The following is a 19,662-nucleotide window of genomic DNA, read 5'->3' on the forward strand; positions in this document are numbered from 1 at the left end:
GAGAACGAGCGATGAAACCTATCACCCAGCTTCTCGCCGCAGCGGCTATATCCATGGCAATCTCGTTTCCGGCCTATGCCGAAACGACGCTGACGGTTCACTACCCGATGCCCGGCTTCTTCAAGGACGTGATGGACGCGATCTCGAAGAAGTTCATGGAAGAAAATCCGGATATCAAGATCCAGTTCGCAAGCCCGTCGGCAACCTATGAAGAAGGCATCCAGACGATCCTGCGCCAGGCTGGCACCAGCGAAATGCCAGATGTCACATTCGTCGGCCTCAATCGCCTGCGCATGCTGAATGAGCGCAAGGTCGGCGTCGACCTGAGCCAGCTCGTCCAGAAGGATGGGAACATGACTGAGCAGGGCTTCTCCGACACGATCCTGAAGCTCGCGCAAGTCAACGGCAAGCAAGTCGGTCTCGCTTTCGCGACCTCCAACCCGATCATGTACTACAACGCCGATCTCGTGAAGGCAGCTGGCGGCGATCCTGATAATCCGCCGAAGACCTGGGACGAAGTCATTGCGCTCGGTGGCAAGATCGAGGCGCTTGGCAACGGCGTTGACGGCATCGATTTCCGCTGGCAGGGCGACGACTGGATGTTCTCGGCTCTGCTTTTCGGCGCCGGCGGCAAGATGCTGAACGAAGACGAGAGCAAGGTGGCCTTCAACGGTCCAGAAGGCCAGAAAGCCGTCGAGACGCTGCACCGTATGGTCACGGAAGGCGGCATGCCGGTCTTCACCAAGGCTGCCGGTGAACAGGCCTTTGCCGCCGGCAAGGTCGGTTTTGAATTCCAGACGACCGGCGCGTTGCGCAACACGATCAAGAATGTCGGTAGCAAGTTCGATCTGCGCACGGCCAAGATCCCGCTGATCGATCCGGTCAACGGGCGCCTACCGACGGGCGGCAACGCCGTCGTCATCCTAACGCAAGATGAAGCAAAGCAGGACGCCGCCTGGACGTTCGCCAAGTTCGCCGCCGGCCCCTATGGGGCTTCTGTCGTCGTTCCAGGCACGGGTTATGTTCCCAACAACGAACTTGCGGCCAAGTCGGCCGAATATCTCGGCGACTTCTACAAGCAGAACCCGCTCTTCCAGGCGGGCTTGAGCCAGATGCCGGTGATGGTGCCCTGGTATGCCTTCCCGGGCACCAACGGCGTGAAGGTCACACAGACGATCGTAGACAACCTTTCGCGCATCGTCGACGGCTCTGCCGAGCCGAAGGACGCGATCAACGACGCAGCCGACGAGGTTCAAGGCATGCTCCCGCGCAGCTAAGCGTCCGCCTTTGACGCTTCGAAGCCGCCGCATCGCGAAATGCGGCGGCTTTTTCTATGACGGATCTTTTGTTAGATCGCGCACCGTTCCGCCCTTACGCAACGTGTAGGCAACATCGAGATGGCGGGCAGGGGCGGCGTTCTCGGCCATGTCGAGGAGCAGCGAGGCGGCCGTCGCCCCCATGCTTGCATCCGGCATTTCGATCGTCGTCAGCGGCGGGTCCATCAGCCGCCCGATGGCGATGCCGTCGAAACCGGCGACGGAAATGTCGCGGGGTACCGAGAAGCCCTCGCGCCGAAGCGCGCTGATGACGCCGAAGGCAAGAAGATCATTGGAGGCGATGATCGCTGTCGGCGAAAACGTGGCCATCGCCTGGCTGAGGTCAAGCTGCTCATAGCCGCTGACGAACGGGATCTGCACTGCACGTAGCGGCGCCAGCCCGCTTTCGTTCATGGCGTCAACGTGACCGTCATAGCGAGATCTTGCCCTGTCGGAAGCGGTGAAATCTCCGGAAACAAAGAGAATGCGCCGGTGCCCCATGGCGATCAGGAAGGCGGTGAGCTCACAGCCGGCGCTGCGGTTGTCGGCCGTGACGGCGGCGGGAAATCGTTGCGTCGGCATGTTATTGAGGAGAACCGTCGGCGGCAGGGACGGCAGAAGTGCTGCACTCGTCAATGGATCGCAGACAGTGAGGATCAGGCCAGTTGGACGGTCATTCAGAAGAGATGCAACGGCATCGGTCTCGCGCGCCGGATCATAATTCGATTGGGCAATCAGAACACCGTGTCCGGCGACCAACATGCGATTTTGAATGCCGGAAAGCGATGATGCAAAAACCGGGTTGGTAATGCTCGGTATAAGTACGCCGACAACCGGTCTGCGCCCGAGCTTCCCCGCGGCAAGTCCCGCCGGCCGATAGCCGAGCTCTGCTGCTGCGCGGCGCACCTTGCGCACCATTCCATCGCTGACCGGCCCGTTGCGGCTCAGGACCCGGCTGGCAGTTGCAAGCGAACACCCTGCCCGAAAAGCAACCTGTTGCAGCGTGGCCATAACCTACCTCATCAAAATGATTTCATCGGATAATTCCATAGGCAAGTTTAATGACACTGATCTGAAAGCGCGCCGAAGAGGAGCTTGAGCTTCATCGAGACAGACGACGGTGTGCCGTACCTGGCCTCCTCGGTCAGTCGTCCGCCAGATCGCTGTCAGCTAGTAAAAGGTCGACCGGAAGGGCGCAATCGCGGCTCCCATCGCCGAGGCGTCGCTGCTGATCTTGGAGATGATGAGCTTCGGACGTGGACGATCCACACCATAGCGCGGGCGGCCAAACATCTCGGTCCGATCGATCATCATCTGGGCCAAGCCGGACGGGACTTGTCCGCCGAAGACGATCGCCTGTGGGTCGAAGATCGCCCATATTGCGTTGACAAGACGGTTGTAGGCTGGCGTAATCTCATCCACCCATTCGACGACGCCCGGCCATCGCGGATTGAAATTCTTGCGCATGTAAGTGATGGAAGGAACATCGATGCCGTTGCGGTTGAGTCTCTCGATCAGCAACTGCAGAGCCGGCCGGCGCTGGCTTTCTTCGGTATCGTATATACCAGAAAACTCCCCAGCGTTGCCGTTTCCACCCAGCAGCAGTTCTCCGTCGCTGATCAATCCGCCTCCGAAGCCGTAGTTGAAGCTCAGATAGGCGAAGTGCTTGATGTAGCGACCGACGCCGAACATGGATTCGGCGACGGCACCGGTATTGGCGCCATTGTGTACCCAAACCGGCTTACCGAAGAATTCGGCAAGCAACGGCCCAAGTTCGATCAGCGACCATTCGTGCAGCGGCAGCGGGGCATTATAGCGGGTTCCGCCTACGTCGTAGCCGGCAATGGCAAAACCGATGCCGAAGAAACCATCCGGCAACAGCCCCTTGAGTTTCTGCTGCTCGGCAAGCCGCTCACGGATCAGGTCGAGCGACTGCGCCATCGTTTGCTCGCGCAACGTCACGCTGCTCTCGGCCAGGATGTTGCCTGCCAAATCCATCAGGCAAAGGCCGATGACGTCGGTATTGAGGGATATCCCGCATGAATAGGCATAGCGGCCTTCGAGCCTCAGCGTGGGGCTCGGCTGACCACGGCCGACGCCGGGTTTCGGAGATCCGAAGCCGACGATGCCGCGTTCCGCCAGCTGGTCGATGATGCGGTATACCGATTGCTGGGTGAGGTCGGTATGAGCCGTTACTTCCGAGCGCGACAGCCCGGGATGGCGCCAGATAAGCCGCAAAAGATTGCGCTCGTTGGGTGAGACGACACCTTCCGTCGTAGCCCTTAGAAATTTGGGGGCAATCAGCGCTTCGGGGAAATAGGGCATCTCATACACCGGTTCGGCAATTACTGTGGAAGTGTAATAATTATCGTCACTTGCAACGTTGCATTGAGCTTTCTGTCCTGAATACCGGGAAATTTTGGCTACGGCAAGCTGGCAAACCGTCATTCAATTGTTACACTTTAAGTGTAGAAATCGGCGTGTTCACGGTTCCAGGTCGAATTCGGCCGAATTTTCCAAGGTAGGTGAGGGCGACTATGAAGATTTCCACTCTGGCGGCTGCGACCGCCTTGATGGCGGTTGCGCATGCAGTGCAGGCAGCCGACATAGAATTCTGGTACGGCAACACGGGCAATGTCGAAACTGCCATCAAGGCCGAGTGCGACGCGTTCAATGCCGCTCAGAGCAAGCATCATGTCACCTGTGTCGGCCAGGGTAGTTACGAAGTCTCGATGCAGAAAGCGATCGCCGCCTACCGGTCACATAACCATCCGGTGCTGATCCAGTTCTTCGATGCCGGAACGCTCGACCTGATGCTGTCGGATGCCGTCGTTCCGGTCCAAGACATTCTTCCAGACGTCAAGTGGGACAGCTATATCGCTGGCGCCCGCGCCTATTACGAAACCTCCGGAGGCAAGCTCTTCTCGCAGCCCTACAATGCCTCGACGTTACTCTTCTACACCAACAAGACGGAGCTCGAGAAAGCCGGCATTGCCAAGATCCCGACCACCTGGGAAGAGGTCATCGACGCCGCGCGCAAGCTGAAGGCCGCAGGACATGCTTGCCCTTTCGTCACCGACGGCGACACCTGGCGCGTACTGGAGCAGTTCTCCGCCCGCCATGGTCTGCCGATCGCTTCGAAGCATAACGGCTACGACGGCCTCGACGCAGAATATGTCCTCAACACAACCTTCGTTGCCAGGCACCTCACCAATCTGGTTGAATGGCGCAAGGAAGGCCTGGTCAAGCTCAACGCCGATACCAAGGCCGGTAACTATACGGCAGCCTTCAACGCCGGCGAATGCGCCATGATGGAAGGCTCCTCCGGCTCCTATGCCGCCTCCGCCAAGGCCTTCGAAGGCAAATACGAAATCACTGTCGGCATGGCGCCGATGTATCAGGGCTACGAGCGCCACAACACGCTGGTCGGCGGCGCTTCGATCTATGTCATGAAGGGTCGTGACCAATCGGAGGTCGATGGCGCCAAGGCCTTCCTCGACTTCCTTCGCCAGCCCGAGCAGCAGATGGCCCTCACCGCGGCAACCGGATACGTGCCTGTCACCAACGACGTGCTTGATGCCATCGCCAAGAGCGGCGAGGCCAACTCCCCCAAATATGCGACCGCCGCGATCGGCATTAAATCGATGAACCAACCGCGCACTGAGGACAGTCGCGGCATCCGCCTTGGCTTTTATGTGCAGTTCCGCGAGGTCTTCATGGAAGAAACACAAAAGGCCTTTGCCGGCGAGCAGACCATGCAGGCCGCACTTGATCGTGCCAAGGCTCGCGGCGATGAACTGCTGCGCCGCTTTGAGAAGACTTACAAGGGCGTAAAACTGCCCTGATCCGGCCATCGCCGCCACGGCAGTCGGCCGTGCCTATCCTCATCATTGCAGGCTTTCCCCATGTCCTCGGATTCCAATCTTTTCAGCAATCGCTGGCTGCCGGTGCTCCTGGTGGCGCCTTTCATGCTGCTGATCGCCGTATTCTTCTACGCGCCGGTCTTCCAGGCCTTCTACTGGTCCTTTTTCTTGGAACAGCCTTTTGGCGGCGGCTCGATATTCGTTGGCTGGGAGAATTTTGCCCGGGTGCTTTCCGATACGGAATTCTGGGAAGCAGGTTGGCGTACCATCGTTTTCATGGTGACCGCCTCGTCATTGGCCGTCGCGGTTCCGTTGATCCTGGCGGTTGCCGCCGACCGGAAAATCCACATGTCACTTCCGGCCCGCAACGTGCTGGTCTGGCCGAAGGGCGTTGCCGGAGCTTCGATCGGCGTGGTTTTCGCCTTCATATTCAATCCGTTCGTCGGCGTGCTCGCGCCGCTCAACAATGCCTTTCCCGGCATCTGGGCGCCGGGCATCGATGGTACGGATGCCTTCATTACGCTTGTCGCCGCGCATGTCTGGGGCGGCATCCCGTTCAATTTCGTCATCATCCTGGCGGGATTGCAATCGATCCCGCGCACCATGCACCAGGCCGCAGCGATGGACGGGGCAGGGCCCTGGCGGCGCATCTTCGATGTGCAATTGCCTCTCATCATGCCGCAGCTTTTCCTGACGCTGGTTCTGGAATTCACCGAAAGCGTGACTTCGGCCTTCGCACTCATCGATACAATCACCGATGGCGGTCCGGGCGGAGCGACGACACTGCTCGTCTACAAGATCTATGTCGACGGCTTCAGCGGATACGATCTTTCCGGCGCCTCGACACAGACTGCGATCCTGATGGTCTTCGTCATTATCCTCACTGCCGCCCAGTTCCTATTCCTCGGCCGGCGCATCAACTATGAGCGGTGAACCATGGTCGAAAACGCGCGTTCCCTCAATTTCGCTACGGGCCTTATCCTGTTGATCGGCATGGCCTATATCTTGGGGCCGCTCTATCTGACGCTTGCCACAGCCTCGCAGTCCTACGAATTCATGCTGCGTAACGGACTTGCCTGGTATCCGGGCGATCAGCTTGTGGCCAATATTGCGCGCGTCTTCACTGAGACCCGAATTCCTGTCCAGATGCTCAACAGCTTTCTGGTGGCGCTCGGCAATGCTGCGGCGACCTGCATCCTGTCGGTTCTCTCTGCCTACGCGATCGTTTATTTTCGCGTCCGATGGGCGGGTGTTGCCTTCGCGCTGATCCTTGCCACGATCATGCTGCCGCTGGAAATCCGTGTCATCACCACCTATCAGGTGGCATCGAACGTCTTTTCTCCGCTCAACGCACTGCTTGATGTCACCCGTCTCAACGATCTGATCGCACAAATCGCCGGAGCTCCCCTTCATCTCGAATGGAGCGTGCTCAACACACATTTTGGTTTGATTGCGCCACTCGTTGCGCATGGCACAGGAACCTTCCTCTTCCGGCAGTTCTTCCGCACGCTGCCTGCGGATCTGTTCAAGGCTGCACGCATGGACGGCGCAGGCCCGATCCGTTTTCTTTTCGATATCATCCTGCCTCTCTCACGCACCAGCTTTGCCGCACTTTTCGTGCTGACCTTCCTCAGCGGCTGGACGCAATATCTGTGGCCGCTCGTCGGTGCATCGACACCTGATATGCAGACTGCAGTGGTGGGGCTCGCCCGGCTGGTCCCGGACGCCGAAGGCACCGTGCCCGACTTTCCGATGGTCATGGCCGGTGCCGTGATCGTTTCCATCATTCCCCTGGTGATGATCGCGCTGTTGCAACGCTATCTCGTTCAGGGCCTCGTCCTTTCGGAGAAATAGCGATGAACGCCATCGATACGGCCATCCGCGCCGCAGCTGCCGATATCAAGCTCGCAGGCGTCAACAAAGCTTATGACGCGCAGACCATCGTTATTCCGCCGATGGATGTGGAACTCAAGGCAGGTGAATTCACCGTCGTGCTCGGCCCTTCCGGCTGCGGCAAATCCACGCTTCTGCAGATGATCGCCGGGCTTGAACGGGTAAGCGGCGGGAAGATCGTCATCGGCGGCCGGGAAGTGCAGGACCTCGAGCCGAAGCAGCGCGGCTGCGCCATGGTTTTTCAGAACTATGCGCTCTATCCGCATATGACGGTGTTCGAGAACATGGCCTATAGCCTGAAAGTCGCAGGCCTGGCGAAGGTGGAGCGTGCCGAGCGGGTGGCGGCGGTCGCGAAGATGCTCGGCCTTTCCGACTGTCTCAGTCGGAAGCCGGGGCAACTATCCGGTGGCCAGCGCCAGCGCGTCGCAATCGGCCGTGCCATCGTACGCGAGCCCGGCGTACTGCTCTTCGATGAACCGCTTTCAAACCTCGATGCGCAGCTCAGACACGATATGCGCGTCGAACTTGCCGAGCTGCATCGGCGTATTGGGGCTACCACCGTTTTCGTCACGCACGACCAGATGGAAGCGATGACGCTCGCCGACCGCATCCTGATCCTCAACAGGGGCCGCATCGAACAATTCGATACGCCGAAGGCTATCTACCATCATCCGGCCTCGGTCTTTGTCGCAAGATTCATCGGCGCTCCGCCAATGAACATCCTGCCGGTCACCGCCGACGGTTCCGCATTGTGCCTGGCCGACGGGCAAGTCGTGGCCGACACCCCTTTGACCGGCAGTTTTCAGCTTGGCATTCGTCCTGAAGACATCGTCACCAACGGCAACGGCGCCGGACGGATCCTCAAGGCAATGCTGCGTTTTCGCGAAGACCTCGGCTCCCATTCTGTACTGGCGGCCGATCTGGCCGGATCGGTGATCCGCATTGCGACGCCCTTCGGCGTCGACACTGCCGATCAGCCTGAGCTCTCCCTGAATTTCCCTCCTTCCCGGCTGCATCTCTTTGATGCGGAGACAGGCCGGGTCGTGGCCGATGCCCTCGGCGCTCAATGAAAGAATACCTCATGACTTACAAAGATTTTATCGCCGATCCAGCACGTTCCTGCGCCGTCGTTGCCCATCGCGGTGCTTGGCATGGTGCGCCGGAAAACAGCCTGGCCGCCATTGAAAAGGCCATCGCGCTCGGCTGCGACATAGTGGAACTCGATGTCCGCAAAAGCGCCGACGGGGAGCTTTTCCTGATGCATGACGATACCCTCGAGCGCATGGCCGGCATCGATCGGGTGGCCGAGAGTCTCACGATGGCTGAACTCCAGTCGATTGCTTTGCGTGATGGAGACGGCGGCGAAACCCGTGCGCCCACCGATCAGCGTATTCCCACGCTGAGGCAGGCTCTGGAGGTCATCCGCGGCCGCATCTTCGCCGACCTCGACCTCAAGGATAGGGGCCTCTTCGCTGAGGTTGCGGCCTGCGCGCGCACAGTGGCCGCCAGTAACGATATCGATCTGAAGACCAAGGTCCATACCAGCGCCGATGTCGCATGGGTGCGTGCCCAGAATATTGACGGTGTGCCGTTCATGGGCATGGCGCGGTTTACCGCGGAAGGAACGACAGATACGCTTGCTGTGCTTGCCGAACTTTCGCCCTTCATGTGCGAGATCCGCTTCGACAGTCTGGAGACGATCGCACGCAATCGCGAAGCCTTTGCCAAAGCAGGCATGGCGCTTTGGGTCAACACGCTCGACCAGCCAGGCAGCGGCGAGTGGACCGATAGCGCTGCGCTTGCCGATCCGGATTCTATCTGGGGCCGGTTGATCGATGCCGGCATCAGCGTTATCCAGACCGACCAGCCCGCCGCCCTGAAATCTTACCTGAAAGTTCGCAGCGCATGACCATGATCTCCGATGCCCTGATCTGCGTCCTGATGGAGGATATGCGCCGGGCAGGCGAGGCGGAGATCCTGCCCCGGTTTCTCGGCGTGACTGCAGATGGCATCCGCACGAAAACTACGCCGGACGATCTGGTAACCGATGCCGATATCGGTGCGGAACGCCGATTGTCCGAGGCGTTTTCGGCGCACTTTCCGGATGCACTGCTGCTCGGCGAAGAGGCGGTTTCGGCCGATCCGGCGTTGCTTGCGCGCCTGGCGGATACCGATCTCGCCGTGATCATCGACCCTGTCGACGGGACCTGGAATTTCGCCCATGGCGTCCCGTTGTTCGGCATGATCGTCGCCATCGTATCCGGCGGTGAAACGGTGGCCGGGCTGATCCACTACCCGCTGACCGGCGATTTTCTTGTCGCCCGGCCTGGAAAGGGGGCTTGGCATATCGCTCGCGACGGGGCGCCGACCCGTCTGGCTGTCGCCGCATCCGGACCTATCAGCGAGATGCATGGATTCGTGCCGCTGCACATGTTTATGCCTGAGGAGCAGGCGGCTTTCGCTTCGCGCCAGCTGCGCTTTTGCCGCACGACCACATGGCGCTGCTCGGCTTATGAATACCGGATGATCTCCACCGGCGCGATGAGCTTTTCCTTGAATGCGGACCTGAAACCCTGGGACCATGCGGCCGGCGTGCTGATCCACCGCGAAGCGGGCGGTTATGCAGCTTTGCTAGGCAGTGCCCCCTATCGGCCGGCAATGACGCAGGGGAGGCTGTTGCTGGCGCCGGACCTGCATAGCTGGGAGGCAATTCGAGAGGCGCTGACGAAGGGATGAACCTTCCGCCAAGCCGCGGAACTTCCGTCATGGCGAGGAGGTATCTTCGGCTCCTGCATGAAAATGGCAAGGTGGTGCTCTAGCGAGGAACGGCGCCCACGACGTCGGCGATGCTGAACGCGTCGCGGCAAGCCTTTTATCAACGCAAAACAATTGATTTTATTGCCTTCGCGCCGGCGCCTCCGAAGCTGATCCGGCTTGCACGCATGCTTCAACGGAAGAGGTATTTGACGAGCGCCGCGATCACGAGCGCGACCACAACGAGCCCGAGAATGCCCGCAAGCCCCATGCCCCACATCATTCCGCTGTCCATCATGTGGTTCATCATGGTCGCCACCTCCTTTCATTCTGCAGCCTCGAGGCTACACCCACCTCGGTGGGGATCAGACCAAGGTCCGACGTCAAGTTGCGAAAGACCTGCTACGGTGCGGACTGGAAGTAAGGTCGGCTGCGGCCAAGCGCAGATGGGGAGGGCTCATGTCCCACGGTGTCATCACCGAAATTCGCGAGGCGCGGAAAGTACTATTGACCCTTTCAATCAAGGATCGCGAGCTTCTTGTTCGCCGGATTGTGGACGAAATCCACGCGGTTCGAAATAACGACCTTTCCAACGGCCTGTTTGCCAATAGCGCGGGTTTCGACCACCTTATTGCGCACACTTACGACACGATCCCCAGTATCGCGCGGATGGACGACGAGAACTTCGGAATCGTCCTCGACCAGTTCGCTGAGCTACTCAACACGGTTGCGAGCATCCTTCGCGGGCAGCCGACTGTGCTGCATTAAGGTGAAGTGAAGTATCAGCGCTGACCCCGGTACTTAAACCGTCACTTCGGCATCATTCTAAGATGGGAGTACGCCTTGCGAACGGCAGGCAAATGATCGCGCAGCCCGTGAGGGCAGCGACAGTCATCCATGCCTCGTTGATTGCCTGGACGGCCGCGGCCATTTGGACCAGCGGGTCGAGCATCATCATCGTGGCCGCATCGGCGCTGCCGGTGTCACCGGTGACGGCCGCCAACGGCACGCCGACAAAGGATGCCGCATCGGCATCGCCCGCCTGCAACCGATCCCAAAGCTTCTGTCCGAGCGGTCCGGAGCGCATAAAGATGATCGTATCGATCAGCGCGATGCCGATTGCCCCGCCAAGATTGCGCATTAGGTTAAAGAGGCCACTTGCGTCGGGAATGCGCTCAGGCGCCAGACTGCCGAGGGCCAGCCGCGTGGGCGGCAGAAGGCAAAACATGATGGCAACGCCCCGGATGACCTGAGGCCAGAACATGGCATCGTAGTCGGAGCGCGGGTCCTGGAACGCGCTCATTGCAAGCCCGACCGCAAAGACTGCAAATCCGAGGGCCGAAAGGAGACGGGGGTCGGTCCGCTTTTCCAGCGCAACGGCGATTGGTGCGGTGATGAGCTGGGCGATCCCTGTCACCAACATGGTGGTACCAATCTCCAGCGCGTCATGTCCGCGGATGAAGGCAAGGAACACCGGCATCAGATAGACCGAACCGAACAGGCCCATGCCAAGAACGAAGCTGAGCAACGATCCCGTTAGAAAGTTTCGATCACCGAAATTGCGAAGATCGACGACCGGCCCATTCCGGTGCAGCGACCGCCATATGAACACGCTTGCCGATCCCAGGCACAAAGCAAGCAGGAGCAAAACATAGGGCGATGTCCAACCGCCAGTCGGTGCTTCCTTCAAGCTTAGTTCCAGGCAGATGAGGGCAGTGGCCATCATCAGTAGCGAAAGCGCGTCAAGTCGCCTAAGTTCCGACACGTCGCCCGCTTCCTTCTGCAAGGATCGCCATGCGAGAAATGCAGAAACAATGCCTGGAATGATGTTGATCAGAAACAACCAGTGCCAAGAATATGTCGCCGTCAGAAAACCTCCGACAATTGGTCCGACTGTAGGTGCAAAAACGGCAAGTGCGCCGGCGATCGTCGTCGCGAGGGCTTGCCGTTCAATCGCAAACAGCAAGAAGACGGCCGAAAACACCGACGGAATCAGCGTTCCACCGGAAAAGCCCTGAATGATCCGCCAGGTAACCAGTTCTCCAAAGCTGCCGCTGATGGCGCAGCCTGCAGACGCAATGACGAACAGACCGATGGAAGCGACAAATAACCATCGCATCGTCAAAAGTCGCGTCAGGAAGCCGGTCAATGGAATGGCCACAACCTCGGCAATGAGGTATGCGGTCTGTATCCAGCTCATCTGATCCGGATCGATATCAAGCGCGGCCTGAATGGTCGGAAGCGACGTGGCGACGACCTGGACGTCGAGGATCGCCATAAACATTCCGATGCACATGGCCATAAAGCCCAGCCAGACCACCGCCGGGTGCGCTTGGGGATGAGAAGGCTCTAACCGTTGCGGCATAGGGCAATTCTTCCAGGGAAGCATCTGCTTTGATGCGCACAGTCAAGAGGCGCGCATTGGCAATCGAGACGATCGATGCATAGACCGGCATTCGGGATAACATAGCGGAAGGACTGCGATCTCACCAATCAAAAGAGCGCAGTTCCGGTTGCGCAGGGAGCGATAGCGGCTTCCGAAAACGATTTCGTCCCTCGACAAAACGATGGTGGCGGCGTCGAGCGCCGACCAACATCCTAGGGCCGGGCCAAAATGCTACTGCCGCTGCTCGCCAGGGCGCACCACGGAACTTTCGACTACGAGGCGGAACCTGCATGTCCGACATTCTGCGCCGCCTTGTTCGAATATTCGAATACCAAGACCATCAAGCAGAATGAGAGATAGATCCGACATCGCGAGAAGCGACTTACGTCGGGGAGATGATCAGTGCGCCGCCGGTTTATCGTGCGTGTATTGGAGGCATCGAGAGCGACAAAGCTGCGCCTTGTCGTCGGCTTCCGCCTTGATCTTCAGAGCGCAAGTCTATCAAGAAACGCTGGCGAAACGGCGATCCGCCCTCCTGGGGCAGGAGTTTTCGTAACATCTACGCAATCCACCCGTTCTTCACCAAGCTGACGGGCATCACCGAAGGGATCATAGAGACTGAAGGGATGCCGCTGAAGGATGCCCTTGCGGGATTGATTGCTTCTCCGAGGGCTAGCGTTTCGGGTCGTGGGGACAGGACGAGCTGAACATGATCGCTATCAGCTGATATATCGCGGGCGTTCAGCCATGCATCCCGGCGTACCGGTTCGACAACGCGGTCAAGCTCATGCTTGCGGCGGGGATGCCGGTCGAGGACATAGCAAAGACACCCAGCGACAAGCTTGCCGACTATTATGGCGTCGAGCATCCTCCATTGCAGGGGCATGACGCGCTCGACGATGCCCTCTCCGTTGCGTACGCCCTACAGCATCTCTTGAAGACTGGGAAGTTGCAGGCACAGGTTTTCGACCGTACTTAGCCGCAAAGAGAAAACTGCCCGAGCTGGTTGCTGCTGCCAAGCTATTTCTACAGCAGCGACTGCGCGTGGGCCGAGACGGAGCAAGACCAATTGATGGCCGAAGACGACCCGGAATTGACTGCCCTTTTCAAGGCGGTGGCCGAAAGCCCGAAGCGAGACAACAGCGCCTATCATAAGGCACTTGCCGAGGCTCGCCAGGCTTTCGAAGCCGCCGAGCGGGCATTAGGCGGGGCGGTTCGGGTGCAGACGAAGACCAAAATGAAGCGCAACGGCGATTACGTCGTGAAATGGACTTTCAAGCGGAATACTAGCGAAAAGGCGAAATCGCGATGATTGACGGGAAGTAGGGTGATGGAAATGGTCTTCCGCGATTCCTCCGACGCTCGCTGGGCTAGCTTGTCAAGGATCGGCCAGCTTGATTTAGCATCCGGCTTCGATGTCGCGGCGGTTGCGCGCGTGGCGGTCGGAATGGCTGCCACGGATGGCAAATTGACGAAGGCAACGTTCTTCGGCGTGGCTCCTCGAACATCTGAACTGTCTGCTCGGCTCATTTCGTAACCGCGCATTTACCAGCTTCCTATCTGAGCGCAGCGTCATCTTGGAAGCGTCGGTTGTTTTGCGTATAACGATTTTGCTAACAGGGGTTGTGTTCGTGATCTACATCGCGGTTGGACTTCTTATTGCTCATGTTGTTCTGATCGCCATCGGGTTTGGTCTTCGCAATAGCGAGGAACAATGGGTGCTCGGCCTAATGTTCGGCGGGTATTGCTTCGCCATGCTTGGCTCCTTCACCGCGATATGGGTTCACTATAAAAAGTCCACCCGGCGCGTGGAGCCGTCTTGCTAGATGCAGAGCTATCCAGCTTCTGAGCCAAGCGGCGTCGTGCTCTTCGAGACGGAACATCTCAAAGCCAATATTCGCGCTGCACTGGCGGAAGCGACGCTCAGTCCGTGGCAGCGGAGCTTTCTCTCGGATGTGCTTCACAGGCTGGAGAGATACGGTGGTAGGACGCGCCTGAGCGACAAACAACTGCTGAAACTCAATCAAATTCTCGGGCGCGACGGAACGCAGCACCGAGAAGCGATAGCGACATTCCGTTCGGCCCCATACCCGCGTCGCTCGCGACAATGGAAACCTTGTTCCTGGGACGGCAGGCCAGGTGGTGGGGCAGAAGGTTTGTCCGACACACGGTGATCTTGGCTGCCATCATGATGGTCGGTCTTCTCTACTCACTGTTCGAGACCGGACCGAAGCAATCTATTCTTGGTACGGCTGGCAAGTCGCCGAATGTGGCGGAGCAGGTGCGGTCATCGTTTACGGTGACCGACGGCGATACCGTCCACGTCGCGGGAGAGCGGGCAGGGACGCGCCTTGTGGGCTTCAACACGCCTGAGACCTTCAGTCCTCAGTGTAGGCATGAACGGGACCTCGGCAATCGTGCAAATGAGCGTCTGAAGGAGCTGGTCAGTTCGCCGGACGTTCAGCTCACGAAGGTGGCATGTGCTTGTCCAGCCGGCACCGAGGGAACAGATGCATGCAATTACGGACGGAGTTGCGGTGTCTTGAAGGTCGACGGGCGAGACGTGGGTCAAATCCTGATTGCCGAAGGCCTCGCCGTTCCGTTCATTTGTCGAGGAGACCGCTGTCCAAGAACCCCACGGCCGTGGTGCGGGCAGCAATCATGATCGATTTTCTGATGCGGCCGCTGAGCGGTCTTCGCCTCACGCTTCTGCGAAACGCAGCAATCTCCATGGACATCAATAATGGCAATCTTAACTCGGCTGTTAAGGGTCGCGTTCGTCACTATCCTATGCATCGTCATTTTCGCGGCATTATTCGAATTCCTGAACGCCATCCCGACATACCTTTTTCTCCCGGACCACCATGAGGGCGGTGTCGCATACCGTGGTGGAATGATGTTACTTGGTGCGCTCTGGTGGGGAGCAGTATTCCGTGCGCCGGGCTATCTTTTCTATGGCACCGTTCCGTTGCTGATCGTTCTGGCGGTGACAGAATGGAGATCGATGAAGAGTTGGCGATGGTATCTTGCCATCTGGTTCATCGCTGGGCTGATGGCGACTGGCTTGTCTCTTTTGAACCCTCTAAGGATCGCCGCCGTGCTGCTCGCAGCCGCTGCAGCTAGCTATCTCTACTGGCTTCTCGCCGGAAAATCCGCAGGGGATCGGCTACAAGGCTGGCGGAGGCGGGAGCGCAACGGCGGCTTCAAATTTGTAAACTATGCCGCCTACGCCGTCCTGGCGTATATTGCCATTCAACTGGCGGCATACGCCTATCATGGCGGTAAGCTGCTCTGGGTTACCTTTGTTTCCGAGCCAGAACCCGGAACGCCTCCCTTTCAGGTGAGGTTCAAACGAGGACTGACTGCTTCACAGAAGGTCGCTCTGATGGATTTTCCTGATCCAGCTTCCTGTCTGAAGACGTCGGAAACGGATGGTCTGCCACTTGATCGCCTCAAGGAAATGGATTGGAATCGGATAGACAACACGGACGAAGCGAATGTCTGTATGTTCAGACTGCTGGGTTCCTATCCGAATTTGTCCTACGCAACCGATTGGTATGAAGCGCAGGGATTCAGGGTCCCGGACAACTTCAGTAGCGCTCAGCCCTACCTTGAGCAGGATGGTACGCAGCGCGTTTCCGCCTCTTACTCGATCCGAAAGAATGGCCCGAAATTCCCAACAACGGCATCGTTCGGCGGGCGTTTGGATCAATTCCATACGGTATGTCCGTGGATGCTACATGGTCGAAGGACGGTAAGCAGTTGCTATGGGTGGAGACGGGATTCAGCACTTTGTAGTCAGTGGCCGCTAGGTCTTCGGCTGGATGCAGCGAAATGGCCATTGAGCTTCCACGTTCAGGATTGGTCGCCAATTGCCGTCATCATAGCTTTGCAAGATTATCTGTTCCGGGCGCAAGAGGGGGATGCAAATCGTTGAGGCAGCTATCTGGCACCACTCTTCTTGTGAAAGAAGCTCCCAGTCGTCGACACTGCTCGCATAGAACGCCGGTTCCGCTCGAAGCGCTTCGAGGCGAATACGCTTGAAAGCGTCAACTTCGTCGGCGTTGATACGCCGGACAGTTGATCCGCGTATGTCCATCGTGATCTCCCGTGACGCACTGGTTTTGATTAATAGGAGCGGCAAAATAAGGGGAATACAACCGTGCCCGTGAAGCAATCGAAAAATACCTCTTGAGGTGGACGTTACATCATACCGTAAGAAGGTTGGCGCGGGAGCTTTCGATGGATGACGGGACAGAAAGAGAAACTTGGGTGACTGCAGCGGAATGCTCGCGCCGTATCGGTCTGAGCGTTCGCGCCCTACGCTTGTACGAGCACCATGGCCTGATCTCTCCACGCCGAACGGCCAAAGAATGGCGGCTCTATGGTGCTCAGGAGATTGCACGTCTGAACGAGATACTTGCGCTCAAGGCATTGGGCCTCAGCCTGCGAGAGATTTCCAAGCTCTTACGGGGACAGTCCAACGATCTGGCGCAAATACTCGCCTTACAGCGTGACACATTGGCCGACACCAAAAGTCGGGCTGAACGAGGGCTCCGCCTAATTGAAACCTTGGAGTCGCAGCTCCGGTCGGGAGCTGCAGCGTCGATTGACGACCTCCTGAAGCTTGCAAAGGGAACCAACATGACTGATTCAATGAAGGATACTGTTGCCTGGCGTCGCTATGAACAGATGCGACCGCGTAACGAGACTAACATCGATACCGCGCTCTACGACGACTACGTCGGAGCATATGAATTTGTCGATGGAACGCTTTCAGTTGTGTCACAGCATGATGGGCGGCTCTTTTACCGGATCGTCGGACAGTCTGATCTTGAGATTTTCCCTGAGAGCGACACAGATTTCTTCATGAAGGTCTTGCCGGTGCAGATAAAGTTCATGCGCGACCGTGATGGAAAGGCATGCAGCCTGGTTCATCATCAAGGCGGTTCAGAGGACCCTGCCGTCAGAACAACCGATCTCCGAGGGAGAGGTCGTCCATTTCCACATTTAGACCGCAGCCCTTTTTTCGGCATTCTGGAGCAAGTGCCACAAGATTCCTGTAATCTCTGATGCTATCGCCTGGGCCTGACCCAAGGAGTATCGCGCATGGCAGTCGTCGAGGAATTCTAGAAGAAAGTGGCGGGTTTAACTCCCAAATCCAATGGGAGCGCGACGAGATCGTCGGTCTCGAAAGCCCGTCCGCTGTCGATGGGATGTGGTCGTTCGAAAGAGAATGGGAATTGCCAATTGGCAGAAATATGCTAATATTTTGCCAGAAAGAGAGGATGCCATGCAGCTCCAACCTATTGCTTCGACTCCCTTCAACAGAACATCGGCTGAAATCACTGATGTGGAAGCAGGGGCGCTTGCTCGCACTACTGTGAACCTCTTCAACGCTTGGAAGCTCACAGACGCGCAGGCTTGCACCTTGCTCGGTGGTTTGTCAGCCCGCACGTGGGCACGTTGGAAAGAAGGCAACGTGGGACGTGTTGATCGAGACCTGAAAATGCGGATGGCTCACCTGATGGGTATCCATAAGGGAGTGCGACATCTGTTTAAGGACCCATCAAGGGGATATGAGTGGATCAAAGCGCCTAATACGGCGTTTGGCGGCAAGTCGGCGCTAGACGTGATGCTTCAGGGCGAGCTTTCTGATCTTTCCGTAATGCGTGAATGGCTCGATGCGGAGCGGAGCGCATGGTAAGTGGCCTTGCTGTCCGTTCCCACGTACAGTGGCCTAAAACCTACCGCATCATTAGATCGATCTATCCGCCTATCGATTTGTTCGAGGACATCGCCGACCCCCGCGACTGGGAGGCTCTTGTCGCTGTCGAGGCAAAAACGAATCCGCGCATTCGATTTGAGATAGGCGATCTTGGCAAGGTGCCCGCGGACCGATGCGTTTCGGGACCCGGCGCTAGTTGTGTAATGGCCCCATTTGTCCATTGCTCAACAGCGCGGCCGGGACGCTTCACGGACGGAAGCTATGGTATCTACTATGCAGGCGATAGTGAAGAAGTCGCTGTCGCCGAAACAATACATCACCATCAGAAGTTCATGAGTTCAACGCTCCAGCCTCCAGGGTGGACATCGGACTTTCGTGTCTTGGTGGGCAGCGTTGACCGGGCACTAGACGACGTGAACGCGGTGCCTGACGTCCTGCATCCGCACGATTACACTGCTTCCCAAGTTGAGGGACGTGGACTTCGGGCAGCGGGAAGCGATGGCCTCTTGTGGAACAGCGTTCGAAAGCCTGGTCAACGTTGTATCGGCATCTTCTGGCCGGACGCTATAACCATTCCTGTCCAAGGGCGGCACTACTGCTATCATTGGAACGGCATACGGGTAGATTTCGTGCGTCAGTACGACACTGGGGCGATACTGGCGGTAACTTAACAGGCGGCTTGCGGCACATGCTCCATAATGCCGCTTTTTTATCGACCTTAGCCTTGGCAATTCCACCTACAGCGTTGGACGCAAATAAAGATGGCTGATCTTTCCTCGACGGGTAATAGCGAAACCCCTTTGAACGACAGTGTCTTCAACGCACCTGCCTGCTTTACCTCATCGTGAATGAACTCCTTCCGCTCCTCCGCGAGAACTGCCAACGCTGGCGACATTTCGTCTAGGTTAGGTTCGCCGCGAGCATGTTCCTCAATCTCGCGACGCAGGATACGCTCACTTTCGGATACCGCCCTTTGATCCTTGATCCGTTGCTGTACCTCATTCTCAATCTGCAGAACCTCTTCCAAGTCCACCCTGGCGGCGTAATCCTCCGACCCGTTTTGATGATGAATCAGGTTTCGCACCTGGCCATCTGGACCCGTTCGAATATTTGAACGGGCAGGACCTTCATGAAGAAGGCGGTGTCACTCTCGGGAAAAATCTCAAGATCGGACTGTCCGACAATGCGGTAGAAAAGCCGATCATCACGGTGTGACACGATAGAGAGAGTGCCGTCGGCCGTCTCGTAGGCTCCAGCATATTCCTGGTATAAAGCGGGTTCGACGGCAAGCTGGGTTCTTGGACGCATCTGTTCGTAACGACGCCAGGCTACGGAGTCCTGTAAAGAGTCAGCCATATTCGTTTCCTTTGCCAAGTTCATGAGATCGTCGACCGAGGCAGTCTGGCCGGATCGAATCTTTGATTGCAGCGCTTCAATCGTGCGTAGCCCTTGTTCGGCTCGGCTCCTGGCATCCGCTAGCGTCTCCCGCTGGAGAGCGAGCGTTTGCGCACGAATGCTCAGGCCAATCCGGCTGGCGCATTCTTTTGCGGTCAATAAGATTTCTTCCTGAGCGCGACCGTGCATTGAAAGCTCCTTCGGAAACCTTCTTTACGGTCTGACGCAGGGTTCGGCCCAAGTGGTTTTTTCGGATGCCTGGCCAAACTCGCTGGATCACAGCGGGCCGATGCATAAAAACACTCGCAGCAGTCGGGAAGTGAGACC

20 protein-coding genes and 2 pseudogenes are annotated in these 19,662 nt (G+C 57.9%); 17 read left to right on the top strand and 5 right to left on the bottom strand.

Features of this window, described 5'->3' with window-relative positions:
- Positions 1 to 11 precede the first annotated feature (11 nt).
- Positions 12 to 1,277 carry an ABC transporter substrate-binding protein gene (locus ACZ9BX_RS28515; RefSeq protein WP_476221540.1) on the top strand — a complete coding sequence of 422 codons (1,266 nt, stop codon included), beginning with the start codon at positions 12 to 14 and terminating at the stop codon, positions 1,275 to 1,277.
- Positions 1,278 to 1,331: 54 nt separating this feature from the next.
- On the opposite strand, the gene ACZ9BX_RS28520 is transcribed toward ACZ9BX_RS28515, so the two are convergent.
- On the bottom strand, positions 1,332 to 2,327 hold the full coding sequence (locus ACZ9BX_RS28520) for a substrate-binding domain-containing protein (protein ID WP_476221541.1): 996 nt from the start codon (positions 2,325 to 2,327) through the stop codon (positions 1,332 to 1,334).
- Positions 2,328 to 2,486: 159 nt separating this feature from the next.
- On the bottom strand, positions 2,487 to 3,641 hold the full coding sequence (locus tag ACZ9BX_RS28525) for an ROK family protein (RefSeq protein ID WP_476221542.1): 1,155 nt from the start codon (positions 3,639 to 3,641) through the stop codon (positions 2,487 to 2,489).
- A 212-nt stretch (positions 3,642 to 3,853) separates the two neighbouring features.
- On the opposite strand from ACZ9BX_RS28525, the gene ACZ9BX_RS28530 reads away from it, so the two are divergent.
- From ACZ9BX_RS28530 to ACZ9BX_RS28560, 7 genes are all read left to right on the top strand, one after another.
- On the top strand, positions 3,854 to 5,161 hold the full coding sequence (locus ACZ9BX_RS28530; RefSeq protein ID WP_476221543.1) for an extracellular solute-binding protein: 1,308 nt from the start codon (positions 3,854 to 3,856) through the stop codon (positions 5,159 to 5,161).
- Between the two features lie 60 nt (positions 5,162 to 5,221).
- On the top strand, positions 5,222 to 6,112 hold the full coding sequence (locus ACZ9BX_RS28535; protein WP_476221544.1) for a carbohydrate ABC transporter permease: 891 nt from the start codon (positions 5,222 to 5,224) through the stop codon (positions 6,110 to 6,112).
- Positions 6,113 to 6,115: 3 nt separating this feature from the next.
- A complete protein-coding gene (locus ACZ9BX_RS28540; protein ID WP_476221546.1) occupies positions 6,116 to 7,033 on the top strand; it encodes an ABC transporter permease subunit in 918 nt (305 codons plus the stop codon).
- Positions 7,034 to 7,035: 2 nt separating this feature from the next.
- A complete protein-coding gene (locus ACZ9BX_RS28545; protein ID WP_476221547.1) occupies positions 7,036 to 8,142 on the top strand; it encodes an ABC transporter ATP-binding protein in 1,107 nt (368 codons plus the stop codon).
- Positions 8,143 to 8,153: 11 nt separating this feature from the next.
- Positions 8,154 to 8,981, top strand: a complete 828-nt coding sequence (locus ACZ9BX_RS28550) for a glycerophosphodiester phosphodiesterase family protein (protein ID WP_476221549.1) — start codon at positions 8,154 to 8,156, stop codon at positions 8,979 to 8,981.
- Positions 8,978 to 9,808, top strand: a complete 831-nt coding sequence (locus tag ACZ9BX_RS28555) for an inositol monophosphatase family protein (RefSeq protein WP_476221551.1) — start codon at positions 8,978 to 8,980, stop codon at positions 9,806 to 9,808. Before ACZ9BX_RS28550 ends, ACZ9BX_RS28555 begins: the two co-directional genes overlap by 4 nt.
- Before the next feature lie 477 nt (positions 9,809 to 10,285).
- Entirely contained in the window at positions 10,286 to 10,594 is a 309-nt protein-coding gene (locus tag ACZ9BX_RS28560) for a hypothetical protein (RefSeq protein WP_087001771.1), read from the top strand.
- A 52-nt stretch (positions 10,595 to 10,646) separates the two neighbouring features.
- Here the strand turns inward: ACZ9BX_RS28560 and ACZ9BX_RS28565 are convergent, their stop codons facing one another.
- Positions 10,647 to 12,191 (bottom strand): DHA2 family efflux MFS transporter permease subunit, encoded by a 1,545-nt coding sequence (locus tag ACZ9BX_RS28565; RefSeq protein ID WP_476221553.1) that lies wholly within the window; start codon positions 12,189 to 12,191, stop codon positions 10,647 to 10,649.
- A gap of 521 nt (positions 12,192 to 12,712) precedes the next feature.
- On the opposite strand from ACZ9BX_RS28565, the pseudogene ACZ9BX_RS28570 reads away from it, so the two are divergent.
- From ACZ9BX_RS28570 to ACZ9BX_RS28595, 6 genes and pseudogenes are all read left to right on the top strand, one after another.
- Positions 12,713 to 13,191, top strand: a pseudogene (locus tag ACZ9BX_RS28570) (3'-5' exonuclease family protein).
- Between the two features lie 93 nt (positions 13,192 to 13,284).
- Positions 13,285 to 13,524, top strand: a complete 240-nt coding sequence (locus ACZ9BX_RS28575) for a hypothetical protein (RefSeq protein WP_132568145.1) — start codon at positions 13,285 to 13,287, stop codon at positions 13,522 to 13,524.
- 18 nt (positions 13,525 to 13,542) lie between these two features.
- Complete coding sequence (locus tag ACZ9BX_RS28580; RefSeq protein WP_476221556.1) at positions 13,543 to 13,749, top strand: hypothetical protein; 207 nt, start codon at positions 13,543 to 13,545, stop codon at positions 13,747 to 13,749.
- A gap of 94 nt (positions 13,750 to 13,843) precedes the next feature.
- On the top strand, positions 13,844 to 14,038 hold the full coding sequence (locus tag ACZ9BX_RS28585; RefSeq protein ID WP_476221557.1) for a hypothetical protein: 195 nt from the start codon (positions 13,844 to 13,846) through the stop codon (positions 14,036 to 14,038).
- Between the two features lie 365 nt (positions 14,039 to 14,403).
- Complete coding sequence (locus ACZ9BX_RS28590; RefSeq protein WP_476223072.1) at positions 14,404 to 14,877, top strand: thermonuclease family protein; 474 nt, start codon at positions 14,404 to 14,406, stop codon at positions 14,875 to 14,877.
- A 78-nt stretch (positions 14,878 to 14,955) separates the two neighbouring features.
- The gene (locus ACZ9BX_RS28595) at positions 14,956 to 16,149 is read left to right on the top strand and encodes a hypothetical protein (RefSeq protein ID WP_476221559.1); all 1,194 of its coding nucleotides are present in this window, start codon (positions 14,956 to 14,958) and stop codon (positions 16,147 to 16,149) included.
- Positions 16,150 to 16,164: 15 nt separating this feature from the next.
- On the opposite strand, the pseudogene ACZ9BX_RS28600 reads toward ACZ9BX_RS28595, so the two are convergent.
- Positions 16,165 to 16,311 (bottom strand): annotated as a pseudogene (locus ACZ9BX_RS28600) (GNAT family N-acetyltransferase); the annotation flags it as partial.
- A 143-nt stretch (positions 16,312 to 16,454) separates the two neighbouring features.
- On the opposite strand from ACZ9BX_RS28600, the gene ACZ9BX_RS28605 reads away from it, so the two are divergent.
- From ACZ9BX_RS28605 to ACZ9BX_RS28615, 3 genes are all read left to right on the top strand, one after another.
- Positions 16,455 to 17,285: a MerR family transcriptional regulator gene (locus ACZ9BX_RS28605; RefSeq protein WP_476221561.1), complete on the top strand. Its 831-nt coding sequence runs from the start codon at positions 16,455 to 16,457 to the stop codon at positions 17,283 to 17,285.
- Between the two features lie 220 nt (positions 17,286 to 17,505).
- Positions 17,506 to 17,919: an antitoxin Xre-like helix-turn-helix domain-containing protein gene (locus ACZ9BX_RS28610; RefSeq protein WP_476223073.1), complete on the top strand. Its 414-nt coding sequence runs from the start codon at positions 17,506 to 17,508 to the stop codon at positions 17,917 to 17,919.
- On the top strand, positions 17,913 to 18,611 hold the full coding sequence (locus tag ACZ9BX_RS28615) for an RES family NAD+ phosphorylase (RefSeq protein WP_476221562.1): 699 nt from the start codon (positions 17,913 to 17,915) through the stop codon (positions 18,609 to 18,611). The genes ACZ9BX_RS28610 and ACZ9BX_RS28615 overlap by 7 nt, the downstream gene beginning before the upstream one ends.
- A 400-nt stretch (positions 18,612 to 19,011) precedes the next feature.
- Here ACZ9BX_RS28615 and ACZ9BX_RS28620 read toward each other — a convergent pair whose 3' ends face one another.
- On the bottom strand, positions 19,012 to 19,524 hold the full coding sequence (locus ACZ9BX_RS28620; RefSeq protein WP_476221563.1) for a hypothetical protein: 513 nt from the start codon (positions 19,522 to 19,524) through the stop codon (positions 19,012 to 19,014).
- Positions 19,525 to 19,662 lie beyond the last annotated feature (138 nt).

Source organism: Rhizobium sp. USDA 3886, assembly GCF_056279785.1.